This is a genomic window from Winogradskyella poriferorum (assembly GCF_036553625.1).
In the GTDB taxonomy this organism is placed as follows: domain Bacteria; phylum Bacteroidota; class Bacteroidia; order Flavobacteriales; family Flavobacteriaceae; genus Winogradskyella; species Winogradskyella poriferorum.
Genome location: NZ_JAZHOU010000003.1, coordinates 346,093 through 371,458 on the forward strand (window position 1 = coordinate 346,093; position 25,366 = coordinate 371,458).

Below are 25,366 nucleotides of genomic sequence, written 5' to 3' on the forward strand. Positions count from 1 at the left end.
CCTTTTATGCAATAGCTGAAATAAGTATAATTTTAAATAATTCTCAAAATAAGTGCTTTTTTGTTAATTTTTAATTAAAAAAATACAAAAAATTAACATTTAAGTAAGAATATGCTAATACCATTTACGTCTAAATAGACCTAGAAGTACTTGAGGATCTACAGTGATAATAAAACGAATGCGTTCGCCATAATTTGGCTCTGCAATTTCCCATCCAAGGTTAGAGTAAACAGGAAAATATAGTTCAAAATAGTCTTCTACCAGATTAAGCCTTACACCAGAATCGTATACAAAATGAGTACTGTCAAATTTGTTTTTAACCAAGCCAAGGTCACCATAAGCCTGAATGTACCTCCATATAGATGTGCTAAAGTTGGCCGTAGTCATCCATTGATTTGCAAAAGGTGTGTCTAGCACAGACTTAAAACCACCATCAGCAATAATAAGTTGTTGACTAAATAAGCCAGCAGCCTCAGAGCGACCTAAGTAGTTTAGGTCAAATAAATAATCTGTTGGTTTGTCTAAACCAAAACTAAAAAAGTCTGAGCTTGGGTCAGTGTCATTATTAAGAAATATTCCAGCAAATAATCTAAGATTAATATTTCTGTTGCTTTGAGTTAACTTTCTAAACTCATAACTCAAAGAAAGTTTGCTAAAGTTGTTAGCCAATTGTAAATCTGTACTAAAGCTAGAGAAGTTAATTCTACCAGGATTATAATGTGTATACCTTAGATTAAATACGTTGTAGTCTGGTTCATTTATTTCAACAATAGCATTTTCACCAACATCTCTATTAATACTCACAAATCTAGCTGTAATGTTATCAATTTGATCAGCTCTAAAATCATTGTCATTTCTAAAACTAAAGGACAATGTAGGACGAATTCTTGTATAGAAAGCATCCTCGGCAAAGGATTGATAACCAGCATTTATTCCGTAAGTAATATCATATAAGTTTTTATTTTCAATATTATGCGTATAAAAAATAGAGGTAGAGCCAGTAAGCGATTTTGATTTAGTGGCATACTGTGGTGAAAACCTATAATTAAGTCGTTTTCTTAGTATGGTTTTGTTATAGACTTTTGTCCCTAATGTTAGACCGTCATAAATGTTATTAAACTCAACCAATGGCATAAAAAATACTTGGTTATAATAAGGATCTTCTATATCCTTAAATAACCTAAATTGAAGTGGTTTATTGCTTATAAACGAACCATTAACCGACTTGTAATTATCACGCTGATTAAACTCTGGAATTACATTGTTGTAATCTAAAACAAACTTATCGGTTTGGTCTTTAGGTAGGCTTATGATTTTTGTGCCTTTAATGTTTTCTACCCATTGTTTACCAATTACAGAGTCATTACTAATGCTGAATAACGAAATAGGCATTTTATTGTTACGTTTATTTTTAACGGTAACTTTTATAGAGTCTTCAGTAGTTTCAACACTTTTAATTTTAAAATCTATCTTCTTACGAGTACCTACATAATCAGTAAAAAACCAATCAATATTTTTTGATGTTTTTGAATTTAGAAAGGCTTCAAAATCTGCAATACCAGTACTTTGGTTTAGTCTGTTTTGTATTAAAAACTCGGTAATTGTTTCAGATAAATCAATATCATCAGTAAACTTATCTAGGTAGTTAAGACCTACACCAGCTTTGTATTTTCCGGCTATATTGGCATTAAATTTTATTAATGAATCTTTAGAGGTGTTTAAAGGCTGATCTCTATTTTTTCTGGCAATTTCCATGGAGTAAAGGAAATACTGAAAGTTAAAATCTACATCTGCAGCATGAAAAGCTCTAATTCCCCAAACATTAGCCAATGTTCCTAATAATTTCATATCAGGATAGTACTCTTCAACATACTTTATCATGAAATAAATTTGAAGTCCTTCAGACAGCCAGTGTTCCTTTCTCGGGTTTAAAAGTAGAATATTATTTATATACTTTTTTAAGGCACTTTTTAATAATTTTAATTCATACTGAAATTGGTCTGGAAACGGTCTTAAAAAATCAGGTAATTGATTAAGTCCGTACAATGGATTCTTGTTGTAATCAATTCTTGAGACCAATAATCGTTTATGAGGATATTCCCCTAAATTTTCAGTAAGGAATCTGGCAATTTTGTCTGTAAGAATAGCTTTGTCTGGTCCAGGCAAACCTCTTTCGTTGATGTTAGATACTACTATTAAATCGTCTGTTTGAATAGAGCGAAACAAAGGAAACTTTTGAAGAGCTAAGTAGGTGTCTGTTCGGTCTTTACCAAAGTATACTGTAGTTTGTCTTTTTGTATCCTTATCAGGGTCGGCTGATAAAAGATCTAACTCTGATGTAGGTCTGTAATTTATAGGATGCTCAATCGTAATTTTTACATCAGCTTTAGGGATATAAAGGTCATCGAGGTTTTTATTACTATAATAATGCCAATCTCCATCATATATAGCTGGTGTAATGTACCAGTATTTTAATTCAAAATCTCTATTTTTAGTAATACCATAATCTGTGAAGGTAGCATCTGGTAGTACTAAAATGTAGCTAAGGTTAATACTGTAAGATTCCCCTGATTTTAGAGGCTCAGCTAAGGTAACTTTTAAAACATCAGGATGTTCGTCTAAGTACTCAAAGTTAAGGTTTACTTTGTTTTTGTTATCTGCAATAGATGTAACTAAGGTAAACCCACGTTGCTCACTTTTTGCAAGATGAAACTTTGTGCTAAACTCTTCTTCAAACCGTTTGGCTAAAGGTGTAGATTTAGAAGAGTAACTGTTATTCCAATCGTGAAGATAAATTTCGTTTAAGTTATCTCCTGTCTCGTTTTTATAAATTATGTCTTGAGATATTGTGATAGTTTTTGTTTCTACATCTACATCTGCATTTACATTAATGTAATTCTGAGAATACATTGATGCGCTAAAAACAAAAAATAAATATGATATGAGGAGTCTTTTTATCAATGCGAAACAATAAATTTTAATGGTCTTGTTTGGTTTTCTAAAAATCCTATGAAATAGATACCGTTACTAAGATTGTTAATGTTGAAAGTTTGTACTTGCTTAGTATTGGTTTGAAATACTTCGACTAACTGACCAAGTTGATTATAAATATTGAATGATTGATTTAAAAATTCAGGTGAATTTATGTAAATGGTTAATTCTGAGTTTGTTATTGTTTTTTCTAATGCTATTTTTTGTTGTATTTTAATATCGTTGTTGTTAGAAAGTGTAACATCAGCTTCAAGAGAAAGTGTTACAGGTAAATGGTCACTAAAATTGTGTAAGGCATCTCTAATTTCAAATGAAAATTCCGAGTTACTGCTTCCACAATTCGCAGTGTTTATAGAACTATTGTAACAAGTGGTTAAACCATTATTGCCATAAACCTGAAAAGAATCTGCAACATAAGTAATGTCCGCAGAACTGAGCATGTTTTCAGAAGTTAAAATAAAATCAAATCGATCATCAAAACCTCCTGTGGTACCACCCAATCCTGTTTGGGTTCTGGTAGATTGTGTAAATACATCAACATAGTTAGTGTTATTACTCCAACTTCCAACACGGTTTGGTGGATCCACAAAAGTAATGTTGTTATTAGTACTTAAAAGCTCTTGAAATGCAGCTTCTGAAGCAGTGTAAAGATTAAGATCTCCACCTAAAAGTACATTGGCATCTGTTGGTAAAGTGTCTAAATAGGCAACCAATTCTGTAACCATCTCAAATCTTCTCTGAGCATTTACTGTACCACTAGAAGCTTTTAAGTGGCAGACAACTACATAAACATCAACAGGATTTGTGTCTTGGTCTACAGTATTTAATCTTATTCTATAAACATTAAAATCTCTTAAATCTGTTTGTACAATAGTCTCTTCTTGAATGCTAAATTTAGAACTGTTGTAGTAGAGTAAATTCTGAAGATCATTTTGGTCTCCAAAAATATCATCAGATGTGTTAGACACGTAAGTAGCCATTTCAAAGTTTGGATTAATAGCAGATCTGGTAATATTAAGAACGTTGTTAGCGCCAGTAATATTATTTAACTCGCAGACTAAAAACAAATCTGGTTGGTAATCTGTTAAAATGAAGGCCAAATCTTGTTCTCGTCCTGGTACAGCATCTTCCAATGGATAGTTCAATAAGTTATAGAACATTACCTTAAAAGTTTCTTGTGCAGAAACATTTAAGCATACCAAAAATACTGTGGCCACTAAACCTATTAATTTCTTTTTCATAGCATTAAAATAGAAAATCTCTAGAAGTTTGGACTTAAGCCATATTCTTTGTAGAATTTGTTTAAAATATCTATTACCTCATCAGAGGTGTCTACAAGATGAATTAAATCTAAGTCTTTGGGACTTATATTACCAGCTTCTAAAAGCGTTGTTTTTACCCACTCAAACAAGCCTCCCCAAAATTCTTTTCCAACTAAAATGATAGGAAAGGTTTCAATTTTGTGAGTTTGTATAAGTGTAATCGCTTCAAAAAGTTCATCTAATGTTCCAAATCCGCCAGGCATTACAACAAAACCTTGAGAATATTTAACAAACATTACTTTACGAACAAAGAAATAATCAAAATCTAAGCTTTTATCACTATCTATATATGGATTGTCGTGCTGTTCAAATGGTAATTCAATATTAAGACCAACAGAGGTTCCTCCTGCAATATGTGCACCTTTGTTACCAGCTTCCATAATACCAGGTCCACCACCTGTGATAACACCATAGCCATGATCTACTATTTTTTGTGCTACATCTACTGCTAGCTTGTAATACTTGTGATCTGGCTTGGTACGTGCAGATCCAAATATAGATACACAAGGTCCTATTTTACTCAGCTTTTCGTAACCATTAACAAACTCACCCATAATTTTAAAAATAGCCCATGAGTCGTTAGTTTTAATTTCATTCCAGCCTTTATGTTTGTTTTCTTTTCTCATTTATAATTTGATGTCTTTTTTATTAATTTATTGCTTTACAATATAGTATTATTTCAATTCCTTTTTCAAAAATTTAGCCGTATAGCTTTTTTTGTCTTTCACTATTTGTTCTGGAGTTCCTTTGGCCACAACGTTTCCGCCACCTTTACCACCTTCGTAACCAATATCTATTATATAATCTACTGTTTTAATAACATCTAAGTTATGTTCTATAATTAAAACGGTATTTCCTTTGTCTACCAACTTATTAAGAACTTTCATTAAAACTCTGATGTCTTCAAAATGAAGACCTGTTGTAGGCTCGTCTAAGATGTAAAATGTATTACCAGTATCGCGCTTACTTAGCTCTGTAGCTAATTTAATTCGTTGTGCTTCTCCACCAGAAAGTGTTGTACTCTGTTGACCTAATGTAATGTAACCTAAACCAACGTCTTTAATGGTTTTTAACTTTCGGTGAATTTTTGGAATGTGCTCAAAGAAATCTACAGCTTCTTCAATCGTCATGTCTAGCACATCGCTTATTGATTTTCCTTTGTATCGGATTTCTAATGTTTCGCGATTAAAACGTTTGCCTTGGCAAGTTTCACATTCTACGTAAACATCTGGTAAAAAGTTCATTTCTATAACACGCAATCCACCTCCTTGGCAGGTTTCGCATCGTCCACCAGCCACGTTAAAACTAAAGCGTCCTGGTTTGTAACCACGAATCATAGCTTCTGGGATTTGTGCAAAAAGCTTACGTATTTCGTCAAAAGTCTTGGTATACGTTGCAGGATTACTTCTTGGTGTTCTGCCGATTGGAGATTGGTTAATGTCTATAACCTTATCTATATGCTCTAAGCCTTTAATGCTTTTGTACGGCATCGGTTTTTTAACACCATTAAAGAAATGTGCATTTAAAATAGGGTAGAGGGTTTCGTTGATTAAAGTAGATTTACCACTACCTGAAACACCAGTAACTCCAATCATTTTTCCTAATGGAAATTCTACATCAATATTTTTTAGGTTATTACCTGTACAGCCTTTAAGTACAATTTTATTACCATTGCCTTTGCGACGTTCTTTCGGAACTTCAATTTCTTTTTTTCCATTAAGGTACTCAGCCGTAAGCGTATTAAAGGATAACAACTCTTTTGGTGTGCCTTCACTAATGATTTCTCCACCATGTTTACCTGCAAAAGGACCTATATCTATAACATGATCTGCACGTTCTATCATGTCTTTGTCGTGTTCTACAACAAGTACAGAGTTGCCAACGTCTCTAAGCGATACTAATGAGTTGATAAGTTTTTCATTATCGCGTTGGTGCAGTCCAATACTAGGTTCGTCCAGGATGTATAATACACCAACAAGTTGCGACCCAATCTGTGTAGCCAAACGAATACGCTGAGCTTCTCCACCTGAGAGAGATTTTGAGCTACGATTAAGCGTTAAATACGTTAAGCCAACATCTAATAAAAACTGAGTACGCGCTTTTATTTCTTTTATGATTTCTTCAGAAATTTTGCGTTGTGTTTCAGAAAGTCTGTTTTCCAAATCTTTTAACCATTCAGCTAAATCAACTACATCCATTTTAACAAGGTCTGCAATGCTTTTACCATCAACCTTAAAGTAGAGCGATTCTTTGCGTAAACGAGAGCCTTCACATACATCACATTCAACCTTATCCATATATTCTTTAGCCCAACGCACTAAAGATGTAGAATCTGATTTGTATTGGTTTTCTATGAAGTTAGCAACACCTTCAAAATCTATGTTATAGTCTCTAGTAACACCAAGCAATTTACTCTCTACAGTAAATTTATCTTTTCCGCCATGAAGAATCATTTGTTTAGCCTCTTCAGGAATGTCTTTCCAAGGATCGTTTAATGTAAAGTCGAAACGTTGTGCTATGGTATGGAACTGTTTGAAAATCCAGCTTTTTTTCTCAGGTCCATGAGGTGCCAAAGCACCATTTTTTATCGATAGTGTTTCGTCTGGCACTAATTTTTTATCATTAACCACATATAGCTCTCCAATACCGTTACAGTTAGGACAAGCACCTTTTGGCGAGTTAAATGAAAAGTTATTAGGCTCTGGATTAGGATACGAAATACCAGATGAAGGACACATTAAATTTCGACTAAAATAACGTGGCTCATTGGTGTCTTGATCTATAACCATCAATACATCATCACCATGATACATGGCTGTATTTATAGATTCCATGAGACGTTTTTCGTTGTCCTGAGAATTATCAATTTTTAAGCGATCTATAACAATTTCTATATCGTGTGTTTTATAACGATCGAGTTTCATGCCTTTTTCAAGATCTACAATTTCACCATCGGTACGTACTTTTACAAAACCTTGTTTGGCAATTTGCTCAAACAACTCACGATAATGGCCTTTACGCGAACGAATAACAGGCGATAAGATATTAATGCGTTTGCCATTATAGGATTCTAGTATAAGGTCTTTGATCTGCTCATCGCTGTAGCTCACCATTTTTTCGCCAGTTTCGTAACTGTATGCATCTGCAGCTCTGGCAAACAGAAGACGCAGAAAGTCATAGATTTCGGTAATTGTACCAACGGTAGAGCGAGGAGATTTGCTAGTGGTTTTTTGCTCAATGGCAATTACAGGCGAAAGCCCATCAATTTTATCAACGTCTGGACGTTCTAAACTGCCCAAAAATTGTCTGGCATAAGCCGAAAACGTTTCGATGTAGCGTCGTTGCCCTTCAGCATAAATAGTATCGAAGGCTAAAGACGATTTACCACTGCCTGAAAGACCTGTAATAACCACAAGTTTTTCTCTTGGTATGGTAATATCTATATTTTTTAAGTTGTGAACTCTGGCTCCTTTTACTTCAATAGACTCGTCGAAATGGCTCATAAATGGTTATCCTTCTTCTTTAATTCTAGCAAAGTTGCAAAGGTACGATTTTAGATGTTAAATAGTTGTGAAGTTATGATGCCATTGTTTTACGTAGAATTTTTATCGAAACAATTAAACAAATAGGAATGAAGTCTTTAATATAAATAAGTAAAATTGAATTAAAAGTACTGTGCTAATTGTATTTTCGTTTTTGAAACCACAGGTCTGAAAGCGTTAAATTGATATTAAACATATTAGAACGTTCTTGCACTAATATGTCTTCTGTTGTTCCTCTGTTGCTATACGTGTATGAAAAATTAAGACTAGAGTTTTTGCTTAACGGCAAGCCAAGACCTAGAGACGTATTAAAGCTGTCAATTTTTGTGTCGTCAATTTTTAAATATCCTGAGTTGTAATTAAATCCTAACCTGTAGTCGACACGTTCAAAATAGTTACGACTTTTAGGGTTTATTTTATATGATACTCCTAAGCTAAAAATATCCTGATCTACATAGTCGCCAATGGCATCTGTTTGGTTAGTGTTAGACCAAAATCTTTTATTGTAGTCCGTTGTAAAAAGTATATTATTGAATTTTGTACTATATCCAAAACCCAGTTGTAATGGTAAATCAAAACTATTTATTCTTTCGTCTGTAGTATCTTCTAATGTGCTAGATGATTCTAAGTTATACTTTATGACTAAGCTACTTTGTTTTGCACCTAAGCTTGTTGGAAAATCTAAGGTTAGTCCAAACCGATGGTTCTCTGAGAGATTATATTGTGCGCCTAGACCAAAGCGTGCTCCGCTGTAATAAGTCTCGTCGTATATTTCTAGATAGTTAGATGCTGCAATAATAGACTCTGTTTCTTCAACTTTACCAAATAAATACGAAAATCTTGCTCCAAGATTAAGGTTGTCTGTTAGTTTATATCCATAATCTAAACGCATTTCGTTAATACCTCCAGAACCTGTTATATTAGTTGAGAAAGTATCATTACTTCCTTCGATATTATTTTCTAATCCAATAAGCTCGTAGCCAATGTTAGTTGATGGTTTTAGAGTTAATCCGACACCATATTTTTTTCTGCTATAGCCTACAGATATGTTAGAAAAGTTGTAGGTGTTTCGAGATTCGTTTATGTCTGAATTAGAGATATTAACCATTTCTGAAGTAACTCCAAATTCAAGGACAAAATTATCTTCTAACATCGAAGCAAACGCAGCTGGATTATACAAATTAAATCCGTTAGAAGCATCTAGAGCAATACCTGTATTTCCCATTGCGGTATTACGTCCTGAACTTATAGAGCTTTCTACACCCAAACCAAATAAAGAATAAGGAGACGATGTAAGATTATTAGTTTGGCTGTTAATAGCAACACTAAAAACAAGACCGATTACAAGGATGCTGCTTTTAATTTTTTTCATAAATGGCATAGGTAATGACGAGTTTTGTTTTAAAGTTAGAAGCTTCTGGATTGTTGATTAAGAGTTTGTTAATAGTGCTATTGTAATCTTCAGGAAGCATTATAAGAGCATTATCAATTTCGGGTTCTTCGTTGAGTTTGCTATCTATATAGTTTAATACAGACATTGTATATACTTGATTGTTAAATTCAGAGTCACTGGTTTCTAAATACGCGTATATGAAGTCTGAACTATCGCTTATTTGTGATGATAAATAATTGTTTTGATCAACTGTGTATAAAGACAATTCTTCGGAAATGGGTTGTATTTCTGAATACGCCTCGACTACCGGCTCTACATATAATGTAGCATCTAGTATAGTACCTTCATCATTAATGTCGTAAATGTTTTTTATGGTGGGAAATTGTATTCGAGTTACATAACCAATGCCAGATTGATTATAGCTTACATTGTTACTGTAGGTACTCGCTAAGTTGTACTCTTGGGATGTGATATCTTCTAATGTTAATCCTGTTACATCACTTTCAATTTTATTATAATAAGCTGTGCTTTCTGAGTCAATATAAAAATCGTAAGTATATGCGGTATTTTCTAACTCATCTGGTATGGAGTAGAACAGGCGAAGATAAACCTCTGATGAAGCAAACCCTACAACTGCGCTATTATCATTAGATCCTGGTTGTATGTAAAACCCTTTAAGCTTTTGGTAAAGTGACTCTTCATCAGTGATGATATTTTCTTTAATATCATTGAATATTTCTAATCCAAAATTGTAATCTAAACCCACATAAAGAGAGTCTGAATGAGGTTCTGCTTCAAAGGTTATACTTCCTAAACTACTAGTATCATAATCAAAATGACTGGTGTTGTATAAATATCCATTTTCTGAATCTAATTTTTGCTCCAGTTTATGTACACTTATCGTTGAGGTTTGTGTCGTGTCGTTGTAAAAGTATTGATCGTATCCTAAAACCAAACCAATACTATCTAATATAGCATCATCATCCACGTAATAGGTGGTTGGGTGAACTCTGAGAAAGGTAGATGCTTTTACGGTTCCCATATAATCGTCTAAATAACGTCCTAATAATAAGCGTTCTTGACTCGAAGTAACCAAAGAGTCAAACTTCATTGTAGAAAGTTCAACAGCAAACGTATCTATAGACAGCACCCTGATATTTGTGCTGGTAAAATCTTCACCAACAGATAGCGACGTAATGTCATCAGAATTACAATTTAGAAATAAAAAAGTACAGCCCAGAATGATATAGAATGAAAGATGTTTTTTAAACATGATTATAAGAATTTCAGCAAATCAACATAACAAAAGGTGCTTATAAAAGCGAAATAGACGAGTTTGCATGATAGGTCTACAAACGCTTAAATTTTGCCGATTAGTTTTCATGGAAGTATTTATAGGTTAAAACAAGGTATTGGTCTATAAAAAAAACGGATCAGTCTATTTCGTATTTATCCAATTAGGTTTAGGTAGTATGTTCGCCAAAGATGAAGAAAATCATACTACATATAATAATTGTTAATGCAATGGTCAATGCAGTTGCAGGACAAGATTTAGGAACAGAAAAGGAAACAAAAACTTCTTTGAATCTTTTCTATGATCTGTATCCTACATTAAATTCTGTAGACTTAGATACTAAAGGATTTGTGTTTAATACAATATTTACAGTACCTAAAGGAGAGCTAGGGATTGGTGCTGCTTACACATATAATATGTTAAATAGCGACACATACACATGGTCTCCAGAACTAATGGCTTTTGGAGATTTTCATCAAATACAACTATTGATGAACTACAACTACACTATTAATAATAAATGGTCGTTAGGAGTAGAATTTTCTCCATTAATTACATCTACTTTAGAAACTTCATTGCAAAGTAATGCTATCGTTTTAGAATCTCAGGTAGAGTTAAAACGAATTTTAGATCAAAAGGCTAAGCCTTCTTACTTATCTGTTGGTTTAGCTTACGGAACAGAATTAGGAGCACCAAAAATATATCCTACGTTAAGTTATTTCAACACGGTAAATGAAAAGTTAAGTTACAAACTAGGTTTTCCAGAAACTGCAATATATTACAGATTAAACAATCAAAGCAAATTTGACTTTACAGTAGCACCACAGTCTGTTTATACATTACATAATCAGCCGTTGTACGATAATAATCTGGCAGCAGACGTTACAGACTCATATTTAGAATTTACAGCACTACAATCAAGCTTAAGATATCATTTCGATTTTAATAACAACTGGTCTTCATTTTTTAAAATAGGCTATACAACTTCATCAACAATGAAGATTAAAGCTCTAGATACAGATAATACTATATACGATTTTAAAGCTGATAATGGCTTTATGGTAGGTTTCGGATTAAATTTTAATATAAATAATAATAAGTAGAATGATGAAAATAACAAACAACCAACAATGGATGTCACTAACACTTTTAATAGTTGTATTTGTGACCTTTAATAGTTGTAATAACGATGATGACAGCTCTGATTTAGATGGTAATTGGGTGAAAATGTCAACTTTTAATGAAGAAGCTAGAAGTAGCTCAGCTGCATTTACTATTGGTAATATAGGCTACATGGGAACTGGCTACGATGGTGATGATTATTATAATGATTTTTGGAGTTATGATATGGATACTAACTCATGGCAGCAACTGGCAGATTTTCCTGGAATTGCCCGCAGTTCTGCAACAGCATTTACTATAGGAGATGAAGGTTACTTAGGAACAGGATATAATGGAGATAACAATGAAGAACTTACAGATTTTTACAAATATAATCCAGCATCCAATACTTGGGAGGCTATAGCAGACTTTGGCGGTTCAGCGCGTTATGGTGCAGTTGGTTTTGGTTCAGACACATATGGTTATGTAGGTACAGGTTACGATGGTAGTGATAAAAAAGATTTTTGGAAATATGACCCAAGTAATGATACATGGGAGGAGATTTTTGGCTTTGGTGGAGATAAACGTAGAGAAGGTACCACATTTACTATTGGCAATGAAGTTTATTTGGTTACAGGAGTAAGCAATGGTATATATGAAGAGGATTTTTGGAAGTTTGATTTAGATACCGAAACATGGACGGCTTTAGTTGATGTAGATGATGACGATGATGATTATGTACAACGCTCAAATGCTGTTGCATTTACTATAGATGGTAAGGGTTATGTAGCATGTGGAGATTATTCTGGGAGCCAATCTAGTGTTTATGAGTATAATCCTGCTACCGAAGAATGGGAAGAGAAGACCGAATTTGAACTTTATGCCAGACGAGATGCTATTGCCTTTGGTAATGGTTCTAGAGCTTTTGTTGGTCTTGGAAGAAATGGTACACTTTATCTTGATGATTTTATGGAGTTTTATCCTAATGAAGAACAAGATGACGACGATAATTAATAGTTAGTTTTAAATTTTGATTTGATTGATGGTTATTAACCTAAATGAGGCTGGTTAATAGCGGTTGGTAGTGTTCGAGTGGCAGAACTATGATTTTGTTTTGCCCTCGACACTCTTCAACTTCATTTTCAAGAATAATTATTTTTATGAAAGCAGTTTTAAAAAAATACAGTACGCTATTAAAAACTCTGGGTTTTGTGATTTTGTTAAGTGGTCTTATAATTACACTTCTAAATCCACAATCTTCAAAAGAAACGAAAAGTGAAATTACATATAGCGTTGAAGTTGTAAAAGAAGACGGTAACTGGTTGTATAAGATTTACAGAGATGATCTTCTATATATTAAACAAGAATATGTGCCAGCGGTACATGGTAAACAAAGGTTTGCCTCTAAAAATGATGCAAATCAGGTAGCACAATTAGTTTTAAACAAGTTACAGAAACAACAACTACCCTTAATTACTAAAGAAGAGTTAATTACATGTAAAATTGCTTTTCAGCCCTTATAAAAAACTAGTTTTGTCAAATTTGTGTCGTGAAAAAACTTCAAACTAAGATTATTTTAATTCATATCGTTGTATGGGTAGGACTTAGCCTATTTCCATTACTAATTACGTATGTAGATTTAGGTATTATTCCTAATAACTTGTTTATAAAACAACTTTTGCGTCCTGTTTTGTTTTACACCAACTATTTAATATTTGTCCCTTTTTTACTATTAAGACGGAAGGTAGCTCTGTATATTTTAGTATCCTTTTTGTTTTTATTTCTCTACAACTATATTACAGAAACATTAATTTTTAATTTTTCTGATATTGGGGAGCAATTGCCTTTTCGTAAACCACCTAATGGTCCAAGACCTATGCTCAATATGCGGTATGTAGTACCAGCAGTTTTTTCATTAACTGTTTATTTATTGGGTGGAATTTATGCATTAGTAATAGATTTTTACAAAAGAGAACGGATTTCAAGAGCTATGGAGCACGAGAAGACAGATATAAGACTTCAATATTTAAGAAACCAATTAAATCCTCACTTTCTGTTCAATTCTCTTAACAGTATTTACTCTTTAGTAAGACGTAAATCAGACGATGCGCCAGAAGCAGTGATTACACTTTCAGAGTTAATGCGTTACATGTTATATGAAGCAAACGATAAAGAAGTACCACTAGAAAAAGAATTAGACTATATTCAAAATTATATCTCACTTCAACGCCTTAGAATCAAAAATAGTGAAGATGTAAAAATCAATATACATGGCAATTCCAAAGGTCTTAAGATATACCCATTAATACTTATTACGTTTATTGAAAACGCCTTTAAATACGGAACAGATTACAAAGGGAAAACTTTTATAGACATTAAGATTAATATAATAAAGGATCAGCTTCATTTTTATGTAAAGAATAATATAGGCATACATAAAGAAGATAAAGAAAACTCAGGCATAGGTTTAGAAAACATAAAGAGTCAGTTGCAGTATCTTTATAATGAACAACACAATCTATCAATAGATTCTAATCAAGGCTATTACGAAGTCAATCTAACCTTAAACCTAAATACACAATGAAATGCATAATTATAGATGATGAGCCTTTAGCAGTAGACGTTATAGAGTCTTACTGCAAAGCAATAGGAGGTGTAGAGGTAATTAAAACTTTTACAAATGCCTTAGAGGCACTAGAGTTTATTAATAATCAAAATATACAATTAGTGTTTTCTGATATTGAAATGCCAAATATTAATGGTATAGATTTGGTAAAATCCTTAGAAGGCAAAGTACCATACTTCATTTTTACTACAGCATATCCGCAATATGCTTTAGAAGGGTTCGATCTCAATGCCGTAGATTACTTAGTAAAGCCAATACCTTTTCCGCGCTTTATAAAAGCAGTGAACAGAGTAAAAGAGATGATAAAACTGAATAACATTCAGACATCTTTCAATGTATCTTCTGCAGGTAGTATAAGTCTAGAATCAAGTACTAAAGATGATTTTATTTTTGTAAAATCCGAATATGAAAACGTAAAGTTGGAAGTAAAGGATATTACTTACATTCAAGGACTTAAGGATTATTTAAAAATTCATAATGGCACCAATAAGTCAGTACTTACCTTAATGAATTTCAAGGAAATACAAGCAAAACTACCAGAAACCACTTTTATTAGAGTACATCGTTCCTTTGTAGTTAATGTTAACAAAATTAATTCAATACAAAAAAATCGAATTATAATTGATGGAGAGCGCATACCTATTGGCGAAAGCTACAAGTCTTTGGTGTATAACAGATTAGATATATAGCATTTTAATAGCGTTATAACTAATTATACTTTTCCCTTATTTATATACCCTTTATTAGGTATAGTTTCCTTATGATATCATAACTAATTTAGCTTTAAAGAGTTACCGTTTAAAGAAATTATAGTAATCTAAACGAAAAATAACAGTTTAGATATTTTATGTTATATATTTTTTTCTACTTTAACAATCGTTAATTAGCTATTAATCAATTATGAAGTATCATAAACGCCATGCCTTTGCATTGCTTTTTTATTTATGTATAGGTATCGCTGCTGCTTATAACATAACTAAACTTGTAACGGTTTCACCAAAAAACAAAGTAATACTACCTCCTTCTGCTAGTATATCTGGTACAACAACTGTTTGTCTTAATGAAACACCACAACCCGTCATAACATTTACAGGTACAGATGGCGATGCGCCTTATACATTTACATATACTTTAAATGGAGGTGCCAATCAGACGATATCGAGTACAGGCACAAATGATTCTGCGACTTTGCCAGTTAATACAGATACAGCAGGCACCTTTGTATATGAATTAGTTTCTGTTACAGATGATAATAGTGATACAGAAACTGTTAATGGTACAGCGACTGTAATAGTGGCCAATCCTCCAACAGTGAATTTTACATTTAATAATGGAGATTGCTCTGCTGATGGCGTTAATTTTAATGCTACAGCCTCAGGTAATGGACCTTTTACTTACAACTGGTCCTTCGGAGATGGTAATACCTCTACAGATGAGGACCCTTTACATATTTACGATGCTTTTGGTTGCGGTTTTTCAAATTATACAGCAACTTTAGAAGTCACAGATGTGAATGGATGTACGGCTTCAGTTTCAGAGACAGTGAATGTAGAACAGCGTCCAGATTTAAGTTTTGAGGATTTAGATGCGCAGTTTACACCACCTTTTGATAATTGTGGTAATAATACTGTTGATCCTGCTTATACCATTAATGTTGGTAATACTTCAACTTCAACAGCATGCATCACATCTTACGATATAGATTGGGGAGATGGTACGTCCGAGACTAACGTTACATTCCCATTATCACATACCTATGCAAATTTAGGATCTTTCAGTATGGTGATAACTGGTTATGGTGATAGTGGTTGTAATGCCACAGAAACCATTTTGGTTAAAAATTCAAGTAATCCTATTGGTGCTATTATAAGCCCAGGTAACACGGTAAACTTATGTTTACCAGCTAATGAACTTGCATTTGCTATTGGTTCTTGGGGATCCAATCCACCAGATACAACGTATTTTATTGATTATGGCGATGGTACACAAGCGACTTATACCCAAGACGATTTAATTGCTGCAGTAGCCAATTATGATCCTAATAATCCAGAATTGGCAGATCCTTTCCCAATTCCGCATGAATACACAGAATCAAATTGTCCAAATCCGAATTATACCATAACATTAATCATTGCGACCTCATGCGGACAAACTGTATTAACAGCTGGACCAATAATAATTTTGGCACAACCTGAGGTAGATTTCGAGTTCGAGAGTCCGAGTTGTGTTAATACTGCTGTTCAATTTACAAATCTTACCGAAGGTGGTTTTGGACCTAACTGCGTAACCCAAGCAGCACATAACTGGGATTTTGGTGATGGTACAACGTCTAACTTAGAAAACCCTACACATATTTATACATCACCAGGTACATATACAGTCACTTTAACGGAAGAAAACTTTTGTGGTATATCAGAGCCTGTAGTTAAGACTATTTGTATAGAACCAGATTTGATTGCCGATTTTGCTTTAGACAACACAGACGGTTGTATCCCTTTTGATGTTGCAGCTACAAATACAACAGATTTATCACAGTCTTGTGGAGGGGAAACCTATTTTTGGGATGTTACTTATGCAGCAGACTTTTGTGGTACTTCGGCATCTTGGAGTTTTACCAATAATACCGATGAAAATTCTGAAAATCCATCGTTTCAGTTTTTAAATGCAGGCATCTATATTATAAGCATGACGATTACCAATTCTTGTGGTGATTTTACAACAACTCAGCAAATTAATGTAAAACGTCCACCTGCAGCAACTATCAATACAATAGCAGATGCCTGTGGAACAGCTAGTTTTAATCCTACTGCTACAGTAACTACTTGTGCACCTGCAACAGATACCATAACATATAGTTGGTCGTTTCCAGGTGGTACACCAGCGACTTCCAATCAATTAGATCCAGGGACGATTAGTTATACTACGCCAGGTGATTATACTGTAACCTTTAGTGTTACTAATGCTTGTGGTACAGCCACAGTAACTGAAGATTTCTCTGTCAGTGAAAGTCCAACGATTACCAATACCGATTTTAATCAAACCTTATGTTCGGGTAATGATAGTAATGCCATTGTACTTACATCAGATAATGCGAACACCACTTACACGTGGACGTCCAATAATCCAGCGGGTCTTACAGGTTATATTCCTAATGGTACAGGTGATACAATTCCGGTTCAAACACTTATCAATACTTTGGGTACACCAATAGATCTCATATACACTGTAACTCCAGATATCAATGGTTGTGTTGGGCCATCTGAAAGTTTTACAATAACAGTAGAACCAGCCCCTTTCATAGATGTCCAACCGCAACCGGAAGACATATGTCTTAATGGTACACCAAATGATTTATCGGTAAGTTACCAAGGAACAGGTACTCCAAGTTACCAATGGTATGTAAATACAGTTGATGACAATACAAGTGGTACAGCCATAGCAGGAGCTAATGGACCAACATATACACCACCAACTGATAGTGTTGGTACGCTATATTATTATGTAATAATTACATTTACTACAGGAGATTGTAATGAAATTATTTCCGATACTGCTGAAATTACAGTAGAAGACATTGCGCAAATCGACACGGAGCCAATACCTACACAGTCCATTTGTGTAGGAGGAACATCGGAAGAGTTGTCGGTTAATCTTATTGGTGGAGCAGGAACAGTAACTTACCAATGGTACAGTAATACGGCTAATACTAATACAGGAGGTACTGCTATTGCAGGTGCAACATCAGCAAGTTATACTCCTCCTGTTTTTACGACTTCTGGAACGTTTTATTATTATGTAGAAATCAGTTTTACAGGTAGTGGTTGTTCAGGATTGGTAAGTGCTGTTGCTGAAGTTATTGTGGTAGACGATCCTGAGATTACGAGTCCTGATTTTGGAATGCAAAGTGTATGTCAGAATAGTACTGTAGACCCTTTAGATATTATTGTTTCTGGAGGATTAGGAAATATAACCTACCAATGGTATGTCAATACGGTAAATGACACCACATCAGGAACACCTATTGCAGGTGCGACAGCAGCGATATATACACCACCTTCAGATGTGGTGGGTACATTTTATTATTACTGTATTGTAACGCAAGATGTATCAGGTTGTGAGGAGACGAGTTCTGTTGCCACAGTTGAGGTAACTGCAGCTGCTCAATTTAGCACACAACCACTTTCAGATGAGTTGTGTTTGGGTGAAACAACAGCTGCATTAAGCGTGTCTTATACCAATGGTACTGGTACACCGAGTTACCAGTGGTACCAAAATACAGTAAATGATACAACTACAGGGACACCAATTGCAGGTGCAGCCACAGATACATACCAACCATTAGTGGATACAGTAGGAACAACATATTACTACGTCGTTATTACATTCAATACAGGAGGTTGTTCTGAGATTATTTCAAATGTGGCCGAAATCATTGTAAACAATACTCCGAGTATAGTTGATGGTGATGTCCTGATTTGTAGTGGTAATACGTTTGAATTTTTACCAGAAAACATTACAGGTAATGTAGTTCCGGTTGGAACGACCTATACATGGTCTAATCCTGTTGTAAATCCAGCAGGAAGTATAACAGGAGCAGCAGCTCAGGCGACACCTAGTACAACAATATCTCAGTTTTTAGAGAATACAACAGTTAATCCAGCAACGGTTACTTATACGGTAACACCAGATACTAACGGCTGTATTGGTACTGATTTTGAGGTTGTCGTTACGGTTAATCCTTCAATTAGTGTGGCTTCAACAGTGGTCTATAACAGTTGTTTCAATTCAGATGATGCCTCAATTGCAATTACGATTACTGGAGGCATTCCTTTTACATCTGGTGATGCTTATCAAGTAAGTTGGACAGGACCTAATGGTTTTGTTAGTAGTGCAACGACGATTTCAAACTTAGAAGCAGGGACTTATACTTTAGATATTTTGGATGATGGTGGCTGTCCATACAATGAAACATTTAGTATTACTGAACCTGATGAACTTGTTTTTAGCGCTGTTAATTTCGATCCTGAAACTATTTCTTGTTTCGGAGCCAATGATGGAGAGATTTCTATAGATATTAGTGGTGGTACAGAACCTTATGCCTATAACTGGACGCTTAATGGTAATCCGTTTTCTAATAATGAAGACCTTGATAACCTCGAGCCTGGCACATATGAAGTTACAGTAACCGATGCCAATAATTGTGGGCCTATCAGTTCTACTTTTGTAATTATAGAACCTCCATTGTTAGATGTTAGTATACAAAATCAAACGAATGTAATTTGTTTTGGAGATGCCACAGGTGCAATCGAAGTTACTACAGTTGGAGGTAGACCAGACTATACCTATAGTTGGAATGGACCTAATGGATTTACAAGTACTACAGCCAATATCACTAACTTGTTTGCAGGTACGTATGTATTAACGGTAACCGATAGCTCAAATTGTACTGATACGTTGAGTGTTGAAATTATTCAGAATGATCAAATCACCATCGATGTCACGACTACAGAGATAGAATGTTACGGAGATAATGATGCGTCTATAATCATAAATAATATATCAGGTGGTGTAGCGCCTTATGATGTGGCTTGGAGTAACTTTGGTACTGGTATGAGTCAGTTTAACCTTTCAGCTGGTACGTACACTATTACCATTACCGATGCTGAAGATTGTGTGCGCGAGTTTCCAATCGTAATTGATGAAGCACCTATTTTCCTCATTGACCCTGTTGTGACGCAAATGTCTTGTGCAGGTGAAAATGATGCCAGTATTGTACTTAATTTTCAAGGTGGATTAGATCCAATAACCGTGGTTTGGGATGATGACGCTTCAGCAGGTGTAGAGCGTAATAATTTAGCACCTGGTACGTATAGTGTTACCATTACAGATGGCACTCCGTGTGTGATTCAAGAGAGTTTTACTATTTTCAATATTTTACCATTGCAATTGTCTGCTAATGTTACAGATGCTTTAGATTGTGACGACACCAATAGTGGTGCAATCAATCTATTAATTCAAGGCGGAACACCTCCGTTCTCTGTAGCTTGGTCTAATGGTGCGACTACAGAGGATTTAACAGCTATTCCACCAAATACGTATGTGGTGACAGTTACTGATGCTAATGGTTGTAGTATCGAAGGCAGTTGGGATGTCAACCGTTTTGAACCGTTAGTTTTAGATGTGGATACCCAATCTGAAGTGGATTGTGATACAAAAACTGTGAACCAAACCTTTGTAGCCATGGCTAGTGGAGGAGTGCCACCGTTTACCTATAACTGGTCTAGTGGCACAGTAAGTGGTGCTAATAATGAATTAATGACTACAGATGAAGATGGGTTGGTATTGCTTGAAGTTACCGATGCACAAGGCTGTACCGCCAATTATAGTCTTAACGTGGATATCCCAGTCCTGGGAGATCCAGATTTTGATTTGTCTTCCTTTGGGTTTAGCAATTTTGGTGTGTATTCTATAGAAGACCCAATTACCTTTACTAATCTGGCTACAGGAGATTATCTCAGTGTTTTATGGGATTTTGGTGATGGTAATTTTTCAGGTGAAGAAAACCCAACACATACTTATGCTAACGTTGGTTCTTACGTGGTTACCCAAACAGTTACTTATCCATTTGGTTGTGTCTATGAGCGCGTAATTACCTTATACGTTGAAAAAGGCTATAAGTTAATAATGCCAGACGCGTTTACACCAAATGAAGATGGTATTAACGATTTCTTTGGTCCTGTTTACGAAGGACTCGATAATTTAGAGATAAATATTTACGATACTTGGGGCAGTCTTATCTATACTGAAGACGATGAGAATTTCACGGGTTGGAACGGAAAGATAAACGACGAAATTGCCGAAAACGGTAATTACTATTACACCTTTAGTGCCAAAACATTTTACGGAAAAACCATCACTGCCCAAGGCGCATTTGTATTTATAAAATAAACCTCATGACATTAAGACCCATACTCACTATAATTGTACTTGTTAGTTGCTGCTTTGCTCAGGCACAAGATCCGGTTTTTACACAATCCAACTACATACAAGAAACCTTGAATCCCGCATTTTCAGGTTTTGAAGATAACGACCGTATTGCGGCTGGACTATTAAGTCGTGTGCAATGGCCAAATCTCGATTTACAGATTCATACACAATATGCCTATGTGAATAAATCTTATGATTATGGACCAAGCCTTGGCTTTGGTGTCGGTATCAATGCTGTTTGGCAGTACGAATCGTTTAATAATTATAACTACGCACAGGTTAATTTGAATTATGCACACCGTATAAATCTTAATAATGGTTGGTACTTTAGACCAGCAATAGAAGTCGGAGTAGGGAATAAGAGCAACCGTTTTAGAAATCTAACCCTAGCAGATCAGATAAATATCAGTTCAGGAGTTATTAATCCGGTATCAGTAGACCCTCTGGCAAGTCGCATTAATGCAGACCCTTTTTTAGATATCAATGCTGGCTTTTTGGTAGAAAAACAAACCTTTAATGATATTAGCTATTGGGTAGGAGGCTCTGTACGTCATCTTAACCGTCCTAATATTTCTATTGTTGAAGGTGAAAAGCTACCGTTAGATATATTTTATTCGTTTCATGGTAATGTTAGATTTCCGTTCTTATATGAGAATACAATAATGATGACAACAAATTTTATGGTACAAGGACCATATAACCGTTTAGACATTGGTACCATTTTTCAACTTGATGCTATTTTATTAGGGCTTACAGCGGCCACTAATCCTGCACGAAATGATGGGAACGCACATTTACTAACATCCATTAATGCTTTTGTTGGATTAGAGTATCAAACCTTTCGTTTTGGCTTTTCGTATGATAAGAACACATCTAATATAGGCCGCACGGATGGAGTGTATGAGTTATCCATGACCTACCTGTCACGCTGCAGACGTTGTAATACCGATCGTAGTCGTAAGAAATAAGTTTTTTCGTCCACTATCATTACGATGAAGTATGGCAAAGAAATCACATCGAGATAAAATTCGTCAGTTCGAGTGAATTTTTCGATTACAATGAGAAAAATTTGTATCGAGAATAAGAATTTTAACAACCCAAAAGGCTTGAGATACAAATCTTCATACCTCGGAACCACTCGAAAAACAATAGGTACTTTATTTTAGTCGTCAATTAAAGTTGCTAGCAATAAGTTGCTTAATTTAGTAGCGACCAACATTTTTTGTAATAGTGTTATCACCAAAACATAAACGTCTATTAAGTCAATCATTACCTATCGCGATTATATGGCTGATTACGGGTTGGGTGTTTTTATGGACCGAACAATCCATTATAGGACATCAGGAAAACACACCAGACTCCGCAATTTCTTTAACCCCTCAAGTATTTTGGTTTGCGACCTTTAGTGTGGCATGTATTGGGGTTTTAGTTGGTTTTATAGAGTACCGTTTTATTAATACGCTTTTTAAACCATATCGCTTTGTAATTAAATTGTTGGGTAAGTTTGTATTCTATGTGTTTTTCATGGAAATTATTGTATTTGTAACGTTTATTATAGCCGCAAGTATAGAACAAAGTATATCTATATTTTCAAATGAAGTGTGGGAAAAATATTTGATTTTCTTTAATAGTATAACCCATACCACCACGCTAATTCAGTTAGCGTTTTCCATGTTGTTGTCTTTGTTTTATGTAGAGGTAAGTGAGCATTTAGGACATTCAGTTTTAACCAATTTTATCACAGGGAGGTACCATCATCCAAAAACAGAGACCAGGTTATTTATGTTTAGCGACATGAAATCATCCACACAAATTGCTGAAACATTAGGACATGATCTATATTTTCAGTTTTTAAAATCCTATTACAACGATTTATCAGATGCTATTTTACGTCATAAAGGGGAGGTGTATCAGTATGTAGGTAATGAGATTGTATTAACATGGCCAAGTACTACTAATGGTTTTGTGCAGTTAAGCTTAGATTGTTTTTATGCTATGAAAACGGACTTAAAACAAAGGCAAGCCCATTATATAAAACACTATGGTGTATTTCCCGATTTTAAAGCTGCTATTCATCTTGGTGAAGTCTCAACGGGTGAAATAGGTGCACTTAAAAAAGACATATTTTTCACAGGAGATGTACTCAATACCGCAGCACGTCTTCAATCAGAATGTCATACCTATGGTGTAGATTTATTAGTGTCCAAAGCAGTAATAGATAGAGTATCTACAAGCATGTATCAATGTGAAAGTCTGGGTTTAGTGCAGTTAAAAGGAAAAACACAGGTAGTTGAACTGTTTTCAGTACATTAAGGGTTAGATTGTTATAGACATTTAGACTGCAGAATCGCTTTGCATATTACATTAATCACTCACAATGATCATTAGTGTTGGTCTAGTTTTATTTACTATATTTACTTTATAGCTCATAAAAATGTCTAAGCAAAATTCCCTAACAGACGCTATTCAGCAATTAATAAGTGCTATTCTAAAAGTCTTAGGCTATCACAATACTCCTAAGCGTACCTGGCACCAACATGTAGTACCCTATGAAGGTGGCTGGGCAGTGCGTCGCGAAGGCAACAAGCGTATTACCTCTAAGCATCGTAAGCAAGGCACAGCTATCCGCAAAGCCAAAACATTGGCGAAACGCTATAATGCCGATGTTATCATTCACCGTGCGAGTGGTGGTATTCGTAAGCGAATTAGTTACAAAAGCAGGTGATTTTGATGAATTATAGATCTTTTAGAAGATTTTGAATGTTAACAAAACACTAAATATTTAAAAACTAATCATTTAAGACGTCTAAATGTCCCTTTTGCATCGTATCTTTAGTAACGATAAAAATAAGTGCTATGAACTCATTTCAAAAATTAAGATTAAGACTACTAAAATCCAGGTCGCAGACCATAAATGTACCTCAGCCAAAGGTAGAGGTGTCACCTAAAGCTAAAGATGCTAATAAGACTGTTAAAGACGATGATGCTTTTATGTTCATCTAGTTTAAAATATAAAAATAGTCTAAGATTCGCGCAGCTTCACTGAAATAGGATAATGGTCGCTATAACCATCTGCTGCAATCTTTTTACCCATACCACCAAAATGCTTAGGCACACCATAAGCACCAGGTTTTATCATTTCAGAGAAACGCTCAATACTCACAGAATCTGGTACTACTTTAATAGCACTGTTACTTTTTAGCATGTTTTCATTGGCCAAAAACTGGTCTAGCATATTAGGCTTATTTCCAAAGTAAAAACTGGCAGTACCATAATCCATTAAAGGCCACATTAGGTTTAAAAAATAAGGAATACGACCACGTACTACACGAGCCCTACTGCGTAAAGCCAGCGCAAAACGTGTTAAAGATTCATTGAAAGGCTCATCATTAAAGTCACCCATTGCTAGTACCGGAGTAGCATCACCATGCACCTCTCTAATACGCTGATGGAAATAACTCAACGTTTCACCAGCAATCTGTCGGTATCCTTCAGATTCGTACTGTCCACCACTACGTGAAGGCCAGTGATTAGCAATCAATACCAAACGCTGTTGGCCTTGGCTATGGTTGGTTAAAAAGTTAACCTGTAAAATATCTCTGGTGGCTGTTCGTCTAAGTACAAAATGGTCGTACACTTTAGGCTCGCCGTTTTCTTCTTCAACAGTGAACATATCAGCGTCATAAATAAAAGCTACATCAATACCACGACGATCATCCGAGTCGTCATGCACCAAGGAGTAATTCCGATTTAAAACACCCATTTTCTGAATCAACAGATGAAGCACGTGAGCATTTTCAACCTCACAGACTCCAAGAATATCAGGACCGTTACCATTATTTAACTGAATAATAATACGGTTAAGCTGGTCTAGTTTCTGATTTAGTTGGGTTGGTCCCCAACCTTTAACATCACTGCCAATAGCCCGTTGTAGTTTCTCCGTGCGTCTAGGAGAGTGTTCTATATCAAAGAGGTTTTCTAAATTCCAAAAAGTAATGTGGTAGTCCATATCGTATATTGTTTTGGGATACGACTATTAAATAGATTGGTTAAAGAGGATGTTTAAAAGTAGTAGATTTTAGACTAAAATCAAAATAGGGTTAGTTAAGT

Annotated in this window: 17 protein-coding genes; 10 read left to right on the forward strand and 7 right to left on the reverse strand. The window is 34.8% G+C overall.

Features of this window, described 5'->3' with window-relative positions:
- Nucleotides 1-114: 114 nt before the first annotated feature.
- From V1468_RS11170 to V1468_RS11195, 6 genes are all read right to left on the reverse strand, one after another.
- Entirely contained in the window at nucleotides 115-2,961 is a 2,847-nt protein-coding gene (locus tag V1468_RS11170; protein ID WP_331810326.1) for a gluzincin family metallopeptidase, read from the reverse strand.
- Entirely contained in the window at nucleotides 2,958-4,232 is a 1,275-nt protein-coding gene (locus tag V1468_RS11175; protein WP_331810327.1) for a T9SS type A sorting domain-containing protein, read from the reverse strand. The genes V1468_RS11170 and V1468_RS11175 overlap by 4 nt, the downstream gene beginning before the upstream one ends.
- A 20-nt stretch (nucleotides 4,233-4,252) precedes the next feature.
- On the reverse strand, nucleotides 4,253-4,939 hold the full coding sequence (locus V1468_RS11180) for an LOG family protein (RefSeq protein WP_331810328.1): 687 nt from the start codon (nucleotides 4,937-4,939) through the stop codon (nucleotides 4,253-4,255).
- A 48-nt stretch (nucleotides 4,940-4,987) separates the two neighbouring features.
- Nucleotides 4,988-7,816, reverse strand: a complete 2,829-nt coding sequence (gene uvrA / locus V1468_RS11185) for an excinuclease ABC subunit UvrA (RefSeq protein ID WP_331810329.1) — start codon at nucleotides 7,814-7,816, stop codon at nucleotides 4,988-4,990.
- Nucleotides 7,817-7,991: 175 nt separating this feature from the next.
- Nucleotides 7,992-9,227 carry an OmpP1/FadL family transporter gene (locus tag V1468_RS11190; RefSeq protein WP_331810330.1) on the reverse strand — a complete coding sequence of 412 codons (1,236 nt, stop codon included), beginning with the start codon at nucleotides 9,225-9,227 and terminating at the stop codon, nucleotides 7,992-7,994.
- Complete coding sequence (locus V1468_RS11195) at nucleotides 9,214-10,521, reverse strand: hypothetical protein (protein ID WP_331810331.1); 1,308 nt, start codon at nucleotides 10,519-10,521, stop codon at nucleotides 9,214-9,216. Before V1468_RS11195 ends, V1468_RS11190 begins: the two co-directional genes overlap by 14 nt.
- Before the next feature lie 212 nt (nucleotides 10,522-10,733).
- Between V1468_RS11195 and V1468_RS11200 the strand changes: the two genes are divergently transcribed.
- From V1468_RS11200 to V1468_RS11245, 10 genes are all read left to right on the forward strand, one after another.
- Nucleotides 10,734-11,645 (forward strand): DUF6268 family outer membrane beta-barrel protein, encoded by a 912-nt coding sequence (locus V1468_RS11200; RefSeq protein ID WP_331810332.1) that lies wholly within the window; start codon nucleotides 10,734-10,736, stop codon nucleotides 11,643-11,645.
- Nucleotide 11,646: 1 nt separating this feature from the next.
- Nucleotides 11,647-12,657: a Kelch repeat-containing protein gene (locus V1468_RS11205; RefSeq protein WP_331810333.1), complete on the forward strand. Its 1,011-nt coding sequence runs from the start codon at nucleotides 11,647-11,649 to the stop codon at nucleotides 12,655-12,657.
- Nucleotides 12,658-12,803: 146 nt separating this feature from the next.
- Nucleotides 12,804-13,166, forward strand: a complete 363-nt coding sequence (locus V1468_RS11210) for a DUF4907 domain-containing protein (protein ID WP_331810334.1) — start codon at nucleotides 12,804-12,806, stop codon at nucleotides 13,164-13,166.
- A gap of 26 nt (nucleotides 13,167-13,192) precedes the next feature.
- Nucleotides 13,193-14,227, forward strand: a complete 1,035-nt coding sequence (locus tag V1468_RS11215; RefSeq protein WP_331810335.1) for a sensor histidine kinase — start codon at nucleotides 13,193-13,195, stop codon at nucleotides 14,225-14,227.
- Nucleotides 14,224-14,958, forward strand: a complete 735-nt coding sequence (locus tag V1468_RS11220) for a LytR/AlgR family response regulator transcription factor (protein WP_331810336.1) — start codon at nucleotides 14,224-14,226, stop codon at nucleotides 14,956-14,958. The genes V1468_RS11215 and V1468_RS11220 overlap by 4 nt, the downstream gene beginning before the upstream one ends.
- Before the next feature lie 211 nt (nucleotides 14,959-15,169).
- Entirely contained in the window at nucleotides 15,170-21,217 is a 6,048-nt protein-coding gene (locus V1468_RS11225) for a PKD domain-containing protein (protein ID WP_331810337.1), read from the forward strand.
- Nucleotides 21,218-21,222: 5 nt separating this feature from the next.
- On the forward strand, nucleotides 21,223-22,224 hold the full coding sequence (locus V1468_RS11230; RefSeq protein ID WP_331810338.1) for a PorP/SprF family type IX secretion system membrane protein: 1,002 nt from the start codon (nucleotides 21,223-21,225) through the stop codon (nucleotides 22,222-22,224).
- Between the two features lie 262 nt (nucleotides 22,225-22,486).
- Nucleotides 22,487-23,569, forward strand: a complete 1,083-nt coding sequence (locus V1468_RS11235) for an adenylate/guanylate cyclase domain-containing protein (protein ID WP_331810339.1) — start codon at nucleotides 22,487-22,489, stop codon at nucleotides 23,567-23,569.
- Nucleotides 23,570-23,690: 121 nt separating this feature from the next.
- Complete coding sequence (locus V1468_RS11240; protein WP_331810340.1) at nucleotides 23,691-23,981, forward strand: DUF2188 domain-containing protein; 291 nt, start codon at nucleotides 23,691-23,693, stop codon at nucleotides 23,979-23,981.
- A gap of 131 nt (nucleotides 23,982-24,112) precedes the next feature.
- Entirely contained in the window at nucleotides 24,113-24,259 is a 147-nt protein-coding gene (locus V1468_RS11245; RefSeq protein WP_331810341.1) for a hypothetical protein, read from the forward strand.
- 19 nt (nucleotides 24,260-24,278) lie between these two features.
- Here V1468_RS11245 and V1468_RS11250 read toward each other — a convergent pair whose 3' ends face one another.
- Complete coding sequence (locus V1468_RS11250) at nucleotides 24,279-25,265, reverse strand: endonuclease/exonuclease/phosphatase family protein (protein WP_331810342.1); 987 nt, start codon at nucleotides 25,263-25,265, stop codon at nucleotides 24,279-24,281.
- Nucleotides 25,266-25,366: the final 101 nt, after the last annotated feature.